Annotated in this window: 10 protein-coding genes; all 10 read right to left on the reverse strand. The window is 70.3% G+C overall.

Annotation, left to right across the window (positions count from 1 at the left end):
• Positions 1–114: 114 nt before the first annotated feature.
• Positions 115–1179, reverse strand: a complete 1065-nt coding sequence (locus L942_RS10875) for an NAD(P)-binding domain-containing protein (RefSeq protein WP_037358317.1) — start codon at positions 1177–1179, stop codon at positions 115–117.
• Positions 1180–1217: 38 nt separating this feature from the next.
• On the reverse strand, positions 1218–2432 hold the full coding sequence (locus tag L942_RS10880; protein ID WP_037358320.1) for a GGDEF domain-containing protein: 1215 nt from the start codon (positions 2430–2432) through the stop codon (positions 1218–1220).
• Between the two features lie 219 nt (positions 2433–2651).
• Positions 2652–3344 carry an SRPBCC family protein gene (locus L942_RS10885; RefSeq protein WP_037358322.1) on the reverse strand — a complete coding sequence of 231 codons (693 nt, stop codon included), beginning with the start codon at positions 3342–3344 and terminating at the stop codon, positions 2652–2654.
• A gap of 219 nt (positions 3345–3563) precedes the next feature.
• A complete protein-coding gene (locus L942_RS10890) occupies positions 3564–4418 on the reverse strand; it encodes an FAD binding domain-containing protein (protein ID WP_037358324.1) in 855 nt (284 codons plus the stop codon).
• The gene (locus tag L942_RS10895; RefSeq protein ID WP_037358326.1) at positions 4415–6853 is read right to left on the reverse strand and encodes a xanthine dehydrogenase family protein molybdopterin-binding subunit; all 2439 of its coding nucleotides are present in this window, start codon (positions 6851–6853) and stop codon (positions 4415–4417) included. Before L942_RS10895 ends, L942_RS10890 begins: the two co-directional genes overlap by 4 nt.
• On the reverse strand, positions 6853–7377 hold the full coding sequence (locus L942_RS10900) for a (2Fe-2S)-binding protein (protein ID WP_037358328.1): 525 nt from the start codon (positions 7375–7377) through the stop codon (positions 6853–6855). The genes L942_RS10895 and L942_RS10900 overlap by 1 nt, the downstream gene beginning before the upstream one ends.
• 1071 nt (positions 7378–8448) lie before the next feature.
• Positions 8449–9561 carry an XdhC family protein gene (locus tag L942_RS10905; protein ID WP_037358331.1) on the reverse strand — a complete coding sequence of 371 codons (1113 nt, stop codon included), beginning with the start codon at positions 9559–9561 and terminating at the stop codon, positions 8449–8451.
• Positions 9554–10669, reverse strand: coding sequence for a vWA domain-containing protein (locus tag L942_RS10910; protein WP_037358334.1), 1116 nt, complete (start codon positions 10667–10669; stop codon positions 9554–9556). Before L942_RS10910 ends, L942_RS10905 begins: the two co-directional genes overlap by 8 nt.
• A gap of 1359 nt (positions 10670–12028) precedes the next feature.
• Complete coding sequence (locus tag L942_RS10915) at positions 12029–12907, reverse strand: AAA family ATPase (RefSeq protein ID WP_037358456.1); 879 nt, start codon at positions 12905–12907, stop codon at positions 12029–12031.
• A gap of 133 nt (positions 12908–13040) precedes the next feature.
• Positions 13041–13631: a nucleotidyltransferase family protein gene (locus tag L942_RS10920; protein ID WP_037358337.1), complete on the reverse strand. Its 591-nt coding sequence runs from the start codon at positions 13629–13631 to the stop codon at positions 13041–13043.
• Positions 13632–13635: the final 4 nt, after the last annotated feature.

A 13635-nucleotide genomic window follows, 5' to 3' on the forward strand; every position in this document is an offset into this window, starting at 1 on the left:
GATCAGCGGAACGTCTCGCTCCCACTCGCGGAAGGGCCGTGAAGGGAACCCTGAGGGCCTCTGCTTCCGTGAAGGTGGCCCTCACGACCCAGCGCAAGTGCGTGAGGGCCACCTTCACGAATTTCCGCTCTGCAGCAGCCGCCGCACTTCCTGCACGGCCGCGCGCCCGGCCCGGTTCGCCCCCACCGTGCTGGCCGAAGGCCCGTACCCGACCAGGTGCAGCCGCGGCTCCGCGACCACGCGGGTCCCGTCCATCCGGATCCCGCCGCCGGGCGTCCGCAGGTGCAGCGGAGCCAGGTGATCGATCGAGGCGCGGAACCCGGTCGCCCAGAGAATCATGTCGGCGGGCTCGAAACTCCCGTCCTCCCAGACGACCCCGTCACGAACCAGCCGCGAGAACATCGGCCGCCGGTCCAGATAGCCGGCCGCCCGGCCGGCGAGCACCTGCGGCGTCACCGGCAGGTCCGTCACGCTCACGACGCTCTCCGGCGGCAGCCCGGCCCGCACCCGCTGGTCCACCTTCGCGACCGCCATGCGGCCCCAGTCCTCGCTGAACTCTTCCTCGAGCCACACCGGCGGACGCCGCGTCACCCACACCGTCGAACGGGCGACCGGACCGATCTCCATCAGCAACTGCACCGCCGACGTCCCGCCGCCCACGACCACCACGCGCTGGTCGCGAAACTCCTCAGCTCCGCGGTAATCCGCCGTGTGCAGCTGCCGTCCGGCGAAACTGCCGGGGTAATGCGGCCAGAACGGCCGATCCCACGTCCCGGTCGCGCTGATCACGGCCCGCGCCGCCCACGTCTCCGCGGGCGACTCGACCACCAGCCGCTCCCCCGCGCGCCGCACTGCGGTCACGTCGACCGGACGGTGCACCGGCAAGTCATACGTCTTCTCGAAGCGGGCGAAGTACTCCGACACCGCTTCGCTGGCCGGCCGGGTCGGATCCGGGGTCCCGAACGCCATCCCCGGCAGGTCGTGAATCCCGTGCACTTTCCCCACCACCAGCGACGGCCACCGGTACTGCCACGCCCCGCCGGCGCGTTTGCCGTGATCGAGCACGACGAACCCGCGTTCGTTGGCGAATCCGGCCCGGCGCAGGTGATACGCCGCCGACAGCCCGGCCTGCCCGGCCCCGATCACCACGACGTCGGTCTCGTGATCCGCAGTGCTCATACAACGTTCAACAATTGCCCGCGCCCGGTATTTCCGGCTCAGACCGCGACGCGGTTGCGCCCGCCGTCCTTGGCCCGGTACAGCGCAGCGTCGGCCGACCGCAGCACCTCGTCGAGCGTGGTGCCCGCCTCCGGATAGCACGCGACCCCGACGGACACGGAGAGCCCGCTGATCCGCAGCGGACCTCCCACCGCGACCGTCAGCTCCCCGACCGCGAGCCGCACCCGTTCGGCGATCCCGAGCACGTCCGTGCCGCCGGTCGCGGGCAGCAGCACTACGAATTCCTCGCCGCCGAACCGGCCGACGGTGTCGGTTTGGCGCACCGAAGACTCGATCGCCACGGCAACCGCGGCGAGCACCTCGTCGCCGGTGAGGTGCCCGTACGTGTCGTTGATGCGCTTGAAGTGGTCGAGATCGATCATCAACACGGCGAATCCGCTGCCGGCTCCCCGCCGCCGGGCCCGGGTGAATTCGCGGGTCGCCAGCTCGTGCCAGCCCGCGGTGTTGAGCAGACCGGTCTTCTCGTCGGTCACGACCGCCACCTGCAACTGCTGTTTCAGCAGGAGATAGCGGTGGAGCAACAGCAACGGCGGAAGCACGAACACCACCAGCACCGGCTGATGGACGAACGCCAACGCCGCGAGCCCGCCGAGACACAGCGTCGCAATCTCGAAGGCGTTGTCCTCCCAGGTGCCGATGAGGTCCGCGGGCGAGCGGCTGTTCGTGTACAGGTAGATGCCCGTCGCCACGAGCACGACGTTCACCAACTCGAACACAGCTGCGGCCAAGGCGAGCGCGAGGACTCCGTACGCAGTGTCGAGCTGCGCTTGATCCAAACCGCCAACGGTTAAGACCGCAGACGCTGCGAAGCACGACAGCATCGCCCACGCGGTGCTGGCCGCGAAGCGATGCGCGGGCCGCGTACGCACGTTTCGCCACACTCGCAGCCACAGATGCAGGTACAGCACCAACGCCAGCAACGCGACCCAGGCCGGCGGAAGCAGGTACGCACCGGCGAGGTACCAGACGGACGTGACGTTGATGTGCGTCTGGCCGCTCATCCACCGCCGCAGCCGTTCGATCCGCCGCGACATCTCGGCCTGCGCGATGCCCAGTCCGACGAGCACGCCGAACGAACTGAACTGCACCGGCCCGCCGAATCCGGTCGCGAGACCGGTCACCGTGAGCGCCACGGCGACCGCCTCGCACGCCATCGCGTAGCCGATCCACCGCCGTCGCGCGACCGCCCACATCGCCCAGCGCGGTGGCCAGCCGCGCCAGGCCGTCACCGCGCCGCGTACCCCGATGGGGACAGGTGCCTGCGTCACGGGCGCCCCCACGCGAAATTCGGCCTACGGAGTTGCCCAGGGTAGCGGGTCCGTTCCGGAGGTAGCCGAACCGAGCGAAAACTCCCCGGCGAACTGCCCGCTGGGCACGCTCTGGGTAGAGCGCGCGGGCAACCGCTCATCGGGTCAGCGGCGAAGCTTCCGCACGATGGCCAGCACGATCAGCAGCACGACCACGCCCGCGGCCACCGGAGCCAGCCGCTTCGCGACGGACTGGCCCGCGTAGTCGAGCAGGTCGATCGCCTCGGTCTCGCCGGTCGAACCGCCTGCCGGAACGCTGTGCAGATGCGGCTTCTCCTCCGCGACGGGCTTCTCCTCAGCAGCGGGCTTCTCCTCGGCCTTCGCTTCCGGCTGGTCCGCCGGAGCCTGTTGCGCCGGAGTCTCCAGCGAGGCCGCGAGGTTGCCCGCGAAAGTGTCGAGGATCTTGCCGCCCACCTCGGAGATCAGGCCGCGCCCGAACTGCGCCGGACGTCCGGTGATCGCCAGGTCGGTGGCGACCGCGCCGTGCGTGCCGCCGTCGCGTTCGGTGAGCGTGAGGGTGACCGTCGCGGCAGCCGTGCCGCCGCCGCGGGCGTCCTTGCCGGAGGCCTTGATGACGACCTTGCGCGCCGCCTCGTCCTTCTCCAGGAACTCGCCGGTTCCCTTGTACAGCAGCGAAATCGGCCCCAGCTTGACCTTCACCGTGCCCGCGAAGGTGTCCCCTTCCACCTTGGTGAGCGAGGCGCCCGGCATGCACGGGGCGACCCGCTCCGGGTCGATGACGGCCTGCCAGACCTCCCCGATCGGGGCGGGGACGGTGAATTCGTGGTCGAGCCGCACGGGCCGACCTCCTCTCCTGCGCACTGCTTCGAGCCGTTGCCGTCCACCATACGGCCGTCGCCCGGGAAGCGGTCCGGGAAGGACTCCTTGAGAGTCCCCCACGGTGACCTCACCCCGGGCACTTTGACGCACCTGAGCGCGCCCGCGGTCCGTGAGGGGAAACCTGGGAATCTGATTCCCTCAGGGTTCCCCTCACGGACGATCAGCTGGCCGGTCAGCTCAGGCGCCCACCGCCGCCGCGACGGCACGCCCGGTCAGCACCCGCGCGAGGTGCTGGCGGTACTCGACGTCGGAATTGCCGTCCGCGACCGGGTTGGTGCCCTCGGCCGCGTGCGCGGCGGCCGCCCGGATCGTCTCCGCGTTGGCCTGCGCACCGAGCAACGCCTGCTCCACGGCCGTCGCGCGGACCGGGGTCGCGCCCATGTTCGTGAGCGCCACCCGGGCTTCCTCGATCACGCCGCCCTCGGTGCGCACGGTGGCCGCCACCGCGCACATCGACCAGGCTTGCGCGACCCGGTTGAACTTCTCGTAGTGCGCCCGCCAGCCGGTGTGCTTGGGCAGCCGCACCTCGACGAGCAGCTCGTCCGGAGCCAGCGCGGTGGTGAAGTAGTCCTGGAAGAACTCCGCCGCGGGCACCGTGCGCCGCCCGTTCAGCCCGGCCAGCACCAGCTCGCCGTCGAGCGCGAGAACCGGAGCCAGCAGGTCGCCGGCCGGGTCCGCGTGCGCGATCGCGCCGCCGAACGTGCCGCGGTGCCGCACCTGCGGGTCCGCGACGGTGTCGGTCGCTTCCTTCACCAGCGCGGCGTGCTCGGCGATCAACGCGTCGCGCTGGACCTCGTAGTGCGTCGTCATCGCGCCGACGACGAGCGCGTCGCCGTCCTCGCGCACGCCGCGCATTTCGGCGATCTTCCCGAGGTCGACCAGCGTGGTCGGCGCGGCCAGCCGCATCCGCAGCACCGGCAGCAGGCTCTGCCCGCCCGCCAGCACCTTGGCGTCCTCGCCCGCCTCGGCGAGCGCCTGCACGGCTTCGTCTACTGTGGACGGAGCGACGTAGTCGAACGGAGCCGGGATCACTGCGCACCTCCGGAGGCGTCGATCGAACCGAGACCGCCGCCGGCCTCGCCGCCGGGTCCACCGGCATCGGCGGTGCCGGTGCGCACCGCGTTCCACACCCGCATCGGCGTGAGCGGCATTTCGATGTCGTTCACCCCGAGGTGGCGCACGGCGTCGACCACCGCGTTGACCACGGCGGGCGTCGAGGCGATGGTGCCCGCCTCGCCGACGCCCTTGGCGCCCAACGGGTTCGTGGTCGACGGGGTTTCCGTGCGGTCCGTGGTGAACGAGGGCAGGTCGGCCGCGGAGGGCAGCAGGTAGTCGGCGAACGTGCCGGTGGTGAGCGTGCCGCTCTCGTCGTGCACGGCCTCCTCGAACAGCGCCTGCGCGATGCCCTGCGCGAGGCCGCCGTGCACTTGTCCTTCCACGATCAGCGGATTGACCACCTTGCCGACGTCGTCCACGCAGACGTACGAACGCAGTTTCACCCGGCCGGTTTCGGTGTCCACTTCGGCCGCGCACAGGTGGGTACCGTGCGGGAAGGAGAAGTTCTCCGGGTCGAAAGTCGCGTCGGAATCCAGTGACGGCTCGACGCCGTCCGGCAGGTTGTGCGCGGCGAACACGGCGAGCGCGATGTCCTGGATCGTCGTCGACGAATCGGTGCCCTTCACGGTGAACTTGCCGCCGGAGAACTCGAGGTCGTCTTCCGAACACTCCAGCAGATGCGCGGCGATCGGCTTCGCCTTCGCGATCACCTTCTCCGCCGCCTTGACGATCGCGATGCCGCCGACGACCAGCGAACGCGAGCCGTAGGTGTCGAGGCCCTTGTGCGAGGACTGTGTGTCGCCGTGCAGCACCTCGACGTCCTCGAAGGCGACGCCCAGCTGGTCGGCCACGATCTGGCTCCACGCCGTCTCGTGCCCCTGGCCGTGCGCCGACGCGCCCGTGGTCACCTCGACCTTGCCGGTCGGCAGCATCCGCAGCGACGCGTACTCCCAGCCGCCGGCGCCGTAATCGAGCGAACCCAGCACCCGCGACGGCGCGAGCCCGCACATCTCGGTGAACGTCGAGACCCCGATGCCGAGCTGGACCGGGTCGTTCGCCTCGCGGCGTTCTTTCTGCTCGCGGCGCAGCGCGTCGTAGCCGAAGAGCTCCTTCGCCTTCGCGGTCGCGGCCTCGTAGTTGCCGGAGTCGTAGGTGAGCCCGCAGACCGTGGTGAACGGGAATTCCTCGTGCTTGATCCAGTTCTTTTCGCGCAGCTCGATCGGGTCCATGCCCAGCTCGTCGGCCAGCTCGTCCATGATCCGCTCGATCGCGAACGTCGCTTCCGGACGCCCGGCGCCGCGGTAGGCGTCGGTGAGCGTGGTCGTGGTGAACACGTTCGTGCAGGCGAAGTGATACGCCGGGATCTTGTAGATCGCGTTGAACATGAACGCGCCGAGGATCGGCACGCCCGGCCCGACCAGGCCGTTGTACGCGCCGAGGTTGGCGAGCAGTTCGACCTTGAGCCCGGTGACCGTCCCGTCGGCCTTCGCCGAGATCGTGATGTCCTGGATCTGATCGCGGCCGTGGTGCGCGGCGAGCATCGTCTCGGACCGGGATTCGTTCCACTTCACCGGTTTGCCGAGCTTGTTCGCGACGAGCACGGTCATCATTTCCTCGGGCAGCACGCCGATCTTGCCGCCGAACCCGCCGCCGACGTCCGGCGCGATCACGCGGAGCCGGTGCTCCGGGATGCCGAGCGTCAGTGCGGACATCACGCGCAGGATGTGCGGCACCTGGGTGGCCGACCACATGGTCAGCTGCGCGCCGGTCGGGTCCACCACGCACGCGCGCGGCTCCATGAACGCGGGCACCAGGCGCTGCTGGCGGAACCGCCGTTTCAGCACGACCTCCGAAGAGGACAGTGCTTCCTCGACATTGCCTCCGGTGCCGGCCTCGGCCGAGTCGAAGACCCAGAACGCGTTCTTGTTGCTGCCGAGTTCCTCGTGCACGAGCGGAGCGTCTTCGGCGAGCGCGGCTTCCAGGTCGAGCACCGGAGGCAGTTCGTCGTACTCGACCTCGATCGCCTCGAGCGCGTCGTGCGCCTCCGCGGACGAGCGCGCGACCACCACAGCGACGCCCTCACCGGCGAAGTTCACCCTGTCCGCCGCCAGCACCGGACGCCGCGGCGCGGCCATGTCCGGCGTGATCGGCCACGCGCACGGCAGGCCGATGGCACCCTCGGGGTCGAGGTCAGCGGCGGTGTAAACGGCCACGACTCCGGGCGATTCCTTGGCCGCGGAGGTGTCGATCGAAACGATCTTGGCGTGCGCGAACGGACTCCGCAGCACCGCGAGATGCAGCATGCCCGGCAACGCGATGTTGTCCGTCCACCGGGTACGCCCGGTGATGAGCCGCTCGTCTTCCTTGCGGCGACGGGACTTTCCTACCTCAGGCTCGATCGTGGCGGTCATCATTCACCACCCACGCCGACGTGGTTGGGCTGATTGATCTTCTCGGCTTCCGGCCCGGCGCCGGGACTCATGTGCTTCGCGGCGTCGCGAACCGCCTTCACGATGTTCTGGTACCCGGTGCAGCGGCAAAGATTGCCCTCGAGCCCTTCGCGGACGGCTTGCTCGTCCGGGTCCGGGTTGTCCGCCAGCAGGTCGATGGACTGCATGATCATGCCCGGCGTGCAGAAGCCGCACTGCAGCGCGTGGTTGTCGTGGAACGCCTGCTGGACCGGGTGCAACTGGCCGTCGCGGGCCAGCCCCTCGATGGTGGTGACCTCGCACCCGTCGGCCTGCACGGCGAGAACGGAACAGGATTTCACGCTGTGTCCGTCGAGATGGACGGTGCACGCGCCGCAGTTGCTGGTGTCGCACCCGACGACGGTGCCCACCTTCCCGACGCGTTCCCGTAAGTAGTGGACGAGCAGGGTGCGCGGCTCGACGTCATCGGTGTATTTCGTGCCGTCGACAGTGACGGTGATGCGCATCAAAGGCCTCCAAGTGCAAATGCCCGCCAGCCCCGGCGGAGGCGGCGGGCCGGTTCGGGAACGGCCAAGGCGCGATGCGTGATCGGCCTCACAGGGGAGCGTGCTACGCCGTTCGCGCGCGGACAAGTCCTGATGTCGCACGTCGGCTGCCCGCTTCCGCATATGCGGAGTTTTCGGCGGTTTCGCCGCGCAGCTGCGGGACGCCGGACGGGTGATTTTTCGGCCGCCCTTAGCGGTGGGCGGATCTTGCCGAGCGCCCGCGGTTTCGGGTCGGGGGTTCACCGGGTTTCGTTGCGGGGAGGGGGTTTCCCAGCTGATCTCGCTGAGTTGGTCGTGTGGTTTGGCGGTCTGGCCTGGACGGTCTTGCCAGCACGCCGTCGGTGCGCGAGCTTCACTGCGCGGCCGTGCCAGTCTCAGCGCCTCGTTTCGGCCTGCCGCTGCCTGCCGATCCCGGCACTCCGGCTGGGCGGCTGAGCCGGTCTCAGCGGCCGGTCAGCCACCGAGCCGCACCGGCTTCCCCGCTCGCCTCGACTGCCCGATCCCACCACTTCCGCTGGGCAGCCAAGTCGGTCTCAGCAGCCGGTTAGCCGCCGAGTCGATCCGGCCTCCTCGCTCCGCCCGACCGCCCGATCCCGCCACGCCCACTGGGCAGCCAACCGGTCAGCAGCCAACCCTCTCCAGCCTCCGCACTCCGCGCCGATCCCACCACTTCGCCTAGACGGCCAACCGGCCTCAGCCGGTCAGCCACCGAGCCGCACTCCGCCTGCGCGACCAGGCCGAGCGGGCCCACACTTCGCGGCGGCTACTGCCCACCTCGCCCGCAGCCGCATGCGCCAATCCGTCGTCCGGGCACCACCGCCGGTTTCACCCCGAACGGCACACCCGAGCACCGCACTTCCGGTCAGCCGCGCCCCGTCGCACCGGCCTCCGATTGCCGACCCCCCAGCACGTGCCGCCCAGACGTCCAACAGGTACCGCACCAGCCGAGCAGCTCGGGTTCCCAGCGCAGCGCCCGCGCCAGCACCAGCCGCGAATCCAGGCCGCAAGCGTTTGCCCGGCCCGTCAGCGCGGTCAGCTGTGGATCCGCCCGCTCAACGCGGCCAGCCGCCGTCCGGTCCCGCTCCAGCGCAGGGCGATGATCTCCGCCGCGATGGACACGGCCGTCTCCTCCGGCGTGCGCGCGCCGAGGTCGAGGCCGATCGGCGACGACAGGCGTTCCAGTTCGGCCTCGGTGATCCCCGCCTCGCGAAGCCGCGCGAACCGGTCGTCGTGCGTCTTGCGGGAACCCATCGCGCCGACGTACCCGACGTCGAGCCGCAGCGCGACCTCCAGCAGCGGCACATCGAACTTCGGGTCGTGCGTGAGGACCGCGATCGCCGTCCGCCCGTCGACCCGGCCCGCGTCAGCCTCGGCCTTCAGGTAGCGGTGCGGCCAGTCGACCACCACGTCGTGCGCCTCCGGGAACCGGCTGCTGGTCGCGAACACCGGGCGCGCGTCGCAGACCGTCACCTGATACCCGAGATAAGCACCCATCCGTGCCATTGCGGCAGCGAAATCAATGGCCCCGAACACAAGCAGTCGCGGCGGCGGTTCAAAGGAATTCACGAAAACAGCCATGCCTTCGCCGCGCCGCTGCCCGTCCGGCCCGTAGTGGAGCGTCCCGGTGCGGCCCGCGGCGAGAAGCCCGCGCGCGTCGTCCGCGACCGCGTCGTCCATCCGGGACGAGCCAAGGGACCCCTCGACCCGGTCCGGCCACACGATCATGTGCTCGCCGACCAGCCCCGGCGTCTCGTGCTCCACGATCGTGACCACCGCGACCGGCTCGCCGCTGCGCACCGATTCGACGACGCGCTCCAGCTCCGGCATCGATTCGCGGTCCACCGGCTCGACGTAGATGTCGATGATCCCGCCGCAGGTCAGCCCGACCGCGAAGGCGTCGTCGTCGCTGACGCCGTAGCGCTGCAACACCGGCTTCCGTTCGGCGACCACCTCGTTGGCCAGCTCGTACACCGCGCCTTCGACGCAACCGCCGGACACGCTCCCGACGACCGTGCCGTCCGGCGCGACCATCATCGACGCGCCCGGTGCGCGCGGCGCCGACGAAAACGTGGCCACCACTGTGCCGAGCCCGACCGTTTCGCCCGCCTGCCAGCGGCGGTACACGTCGTCCAGTACGTCACGCATCGGCAATCTCCCCGAGGAGTCGTTCCAACGTCGCCAGGCTGTGCCCGGCCAGCAGCCGGTCGATGTGCGGCAGGGCGGCGACGATGCCGGATTGGACCGGAGCATAACCCTCGCGCCCTGCGTGCGGATTCACCCAGAATACGGCGTGCGCGAGGCGGCGCAGCCGGCCAAGCTGCTCGGCGAGCAGGCTGACGTCGCCGCGTTCCCACCCGTCGGAGAACACGGTGACTACCGCGCGTCGCGCGAACCCGCGTTGCCCCCAGCGGTCGAGAAACACCCGCAGCGTCTCGCCAAGCCGCGTCCCACCAGCGAAATCGGGCACCGCGGTCCCAGCGGCGAGCATCGCCTGCTCTGGATCGCGCTGGCGGAGCTGCCGCGACACGCGCGTCATCCGGGTACCGAGCGTGAACACCTCGACCGACATCGGCGCCGCCCGCGCGACGACGTGCGCGAACCGCAGCAACGCGTCGGCATACGGGCTCATCGATCCGGAAACGTCGATCAGCAACACGACTTTCCGCGCCCGCGTGCCCCGGCGATGATGCGCCAGCCGAACGGGCTCGCCGCCGGACGCGAGCATCGCCCGCAACGTCCGCGCCGGATCGAGCGCACCCCGATGCGCGGGCGTCCGCCGCGCCGCCCGCCGCCGGGGCAGGATGGGACGCAACGTCGCCAGCAACTCCCGCAAATGCGCCCGCTCGGCCGTGGTGAGTTCGGCGAGGTCCCGGTGCCGGAGAACTTCGTGGTCGCTGGCCGCGACCCGGAGCGTGTCGGAGGATTCCTCGGTGCTGTCCCCGTCGCCGCCCGCCGCGACAAGCGGAGCGATCCGCGCCTGCTTCCGCACCGGCGTCCCCGACGTCGCCTTCGGACTGTCCTCTCCCTCAAACCACCGCGCGAACGCTTCCTCGTACCGAGGCAGATCGTCCGGGTCGGAACAGAGAGTCAACCGGCCGACCCAGTACAACTGAGTCGGCCGCGCGACATCGACCTTCGCCACCGCGGACAGGTAAGCCTGCACCCGCCGCGCGTCGCACGCGACGCCTGCCTCCCGCAAGGCCGCCGCGAACCCCGCGTAACCAGCAAGCGGGTCCGCGACTTCGGTGCTCATGCTCCCCATTGTGACCCCAACGCCGGAAACCGCGCCGCGACCGCCGATCCGACTCCGCTCAACCGCCCTCGACTCGCTCCGACGCACAGCTCAGCCGCCCGTAGCGGCGATCGTTCGACCGCGAACTGCGGGTTGGCGTCAGCGATCTTGGTTCGCCGGAGTCGTGAGCCTGGTTCTTGGGCGCACGCAGGTTCCGGCTTGAGCTGCTCCAGCTCGCCAGTGTTCCTCCGCGCTGCCATTCCAAAGTGAACCGCGCCGGCCTCGCAGATGTTCCGGCTTGCTCCAACTCGCTGCGCCGCGGAGTCGGCAACCGGCTCTGCGCAGAACCGCACTGTCCAGCTCACGCCGTCGTCAGCCCACCTAAGCTCGCGGACAAGACCAACAGCGGACACCCGGCTGGAGCCACTTAAGCCCGAGTCGCGCCGAGGTTCCCGGCACTGACGCCTCAGCCAGTCAAGTCCGCCACCGCACGACATCTCCCGCCCGCCACCGCGCCAAGACGTCCCGGCACCACGCTCAGCTAGCCACGCCGCGCCTCCCAGGTGCCTCGTTGCACCTAGCAAGCCGGCCGCACGCCAACGTTCCCCGACGCTTGTGTTCGGCGGCACGAACCCGCGCGCACCGCGCTCGTTCCGCGCGAGCGAAGCCAGTCGCCACGGCACCCTGCGTGCACATACCGCCTGCCGCCCACGCTTCCCAGACACCTCATCCCGCGCGCGAGCACAGCCACCGCCGCACCAAGCCGCCTTGGCACTCACGGCCAGTCACCCACGCTTCCCGGGTACCTCATCCCGCGCGCGAGCAAACCGCCGCCGCATCAGGCCGCCTCGGCACTCACGAACGGCCTGCCGCCAACGCCGCACGGCACTTTCCACGCACCTCATGCCGTCAGCGAGCGAAGCCACCGCCGCACCAAACCGCATCAGCACTCACATACGGCCCGCCACCCACGCAGCACCGCGCTTCCCAGGCACCTCGCCCCACCCAGCCAGCCAAACCCGCCACCGCGCAAACTCCCCACAGCCTCGCCCCCACCGACCACAGGCATCGACGAAGGGCGGCCGCGCACGCCGTCCCGCCTCCGGGACAGCGTGCGCGGACCGTGGTTGCGCGCAGCGGCCGGCCTCGGTAGCGCAAGGCGGGCGCGCGGAACCTTCAGGAAAGAACGGGAACTCAGCGGACAGCCGGGAGGGCAGTCCGGACGAAGTCGGTCACGAGCCCTCCTTCCGGCACAGTCGCAGTCACAAGATCAGGCAAAAATCAGCGAAGTCGGCGAAGTCATTCAGTGCTGCTTCAAGGATGCCCGATCCCGCACCCCGCCGCAACGGAATTACCGGATCGTCCACAGTAGACACGAGCTCAGGAGAACAGCGTATCCAGCTTCGCCCGCACCCGGTCGAGATCCTCGCTGTACTTGAGCACCGCACCGAGCGTGCGCGCGGCCGTCGCGGCGTCCAGTTCGTCACGCTTGAGCGCGAGCAAAGCCCTTGCCCAGTCGAGGGATTCGGCGACGCCCGGCGGTTTGAGGAGGTCCATCGCCCGCAGCCGGTGCACCGCGTCGGCGATCTGCCGGGCGAGCGTCTCGCCGATCCCGGGCAGCCGGCGGCGCAGGATGCTGATTTCCCGGGCCAGGTCCGGATGCTCGAGCCAGTGGTAAAGGCACCGACGCTTGAGCGCGTCGTGCACCTCGCGCGTCCGGTTGGACGTCAGCACGACCAGCGGCGGCTGCTCGGCGCGCACCTCGCCGTACTCCGGGATCGTGACGGTGTACTCGTCCAGCAACTGCAGCAGGAACGCCTCGAACTCGTCGTCAGCGCGATCGATCTCGTCGACAAGCAGCACGCACGGCGTCGTAGTGAGCGCCTGCAGCAACGGGCGTGCGAGCAAGAACCGCTCCGTGTACAGCGAACGCTCGGCAGTTTCCGCGTCGAGCCGTCCGCCGTCGGCCGCTTCGAGGGCGCGCAGGTGCAGCAACTGTCGGGGGAAGTCCCATTCGTAGAGGGCCTGTGCGGCGTCGATGCCCTCGTGACACTGAAGCCGCACCAATGGCCACTTCAGCGCCTCGGCCAGAGCCAGCGCCAGCGAGGTCTTCCCGGTGCCCGGCTCGCCTTCGCAGAAGAGCGGACGCTGCATCTGCGTCGCGAGAAATCCCGCGGTGGCCAGCCCCTCGTCGGCGAGGTAACCGGTGGTGTCGAGGGCGGCCGCGAGCGCGTCGGGCGAGGAGAGGGACTCTGTCACGCCCCCGATCGTAGATCCGGGACCGCCAAGTTCGCCGTTCGCCGCCACGGACCCGATCCCGCGGAGTCAGCCACGAGCACCCGTCCAGACAAGACCAGCTCCATCACCAGGCCCGGATCGCGTTCGGCACCGCTCACCGCCGCTCCGCGCCAGGCCCGGCCAAATCCCCAGGCCGATCGACATCGCTGCCGCTCCCGAGGTCACCGCACTCGACGAGCCGCACGTCAGGGCGCCCGCGCAGCCACTCTCGCGCCCCGTGGTCACCACTCGCCGAATTCGCGATCTCGCCCCACCAGCGCCGCCCGAACAGCACCGGATGCCCCGGAACGCCCTGGTAAGCGGCCCGAACGACCGCGTCCTCGGCAGCCTCCCCGACTATCCGCGCGAGTGCCGCGGCCGGCACCCACGGCAAATCCACCAGGTGCACGAGCACCGCCACCGCCGGCTCGCCCGACAGCGCTTCGAGCCCGGCCTTCAGCGACTCGCCCATCCCGTCCTGCCAGCGCGCCGCGGGCACCGCGGGCACCTCCGGCGGCAACAGCGCCCGGACCTGCTCGGCCGACGCACCGACCACCACCCGTACCGAGGCGCATCCTGCCTCCGCCAGGTTCCGGACCGCCCGCTGGACCAGCGGTTCCCCGTCGTACTCGACCAGCGCTTTGGGACCGCCGAACCGCCGCCCCGCCCCGGCGGCGAGCAGCAGTCCGGCAACCGGCTCCGGCATCGGC

The organism is Amycolatopsis orientalis DSM 43388, from assembly GCF_000411975.1.
Lineage (GTDB): Bacteria > Actinomycetota > Actinomycetes > Mycobacteriales > Pseudonocardiaceae > Amycolatopsis > Amycolatopsis orientalis_D.

Bases quoted from the DNA above. Each gene is read 5' to 3' on its own strand.
- L942_RS10875 (WP_037358317.1), bottom strand. From the start codon at position 1,179: ATGAGCACTGCGGATCACGAGACCGACGTCGTGGTGATCGGGGCCGGG.
- L942_RS10880 (WP_037358320.1), bottom strand. From the start codon at position 2,432: ATGTGGGCGGTCGCGCGACGGCGGTGGATCGGCTACGCGATGGCGTGC.
- L942_RS10895 (WP_037358326.1), bottom strand. From the start codon at position 6,853: ATGACCGCCACGATCGAGCCTGAGGTAGGAAAGTCCCGTCGCCGCAAG.
- L942_RS10900 (WP_037358328.1), bottom strand. From the start codon at position 7,377: ATGCGCATCACCGTCACTGTCGACGGCACGAAATACACCGATGACGTC.
- L942_RS10905 (WP_037358331.1), bottom strand. From the start codon at position 9,561: ATGCGTGACGTACTGGACGACGTGTACCGCCGCTGGCAGGCGGGCGAA.
- L942_RS10910 (WP_037358334.1), bottom strand. From the start codon at position 10,669: ATGAGCACCGAAGTCGCGGACCCGCTTGCTGGTTACGCGGGGTTCGCG.
- L942_RS10920 (WP_037358337.1), bottom strand. From the start codon at position 13,631: ATGCCGGAGCCGGTTGCCGGACTGCTGCTCGCCGCCGGGGCGGGGCGG.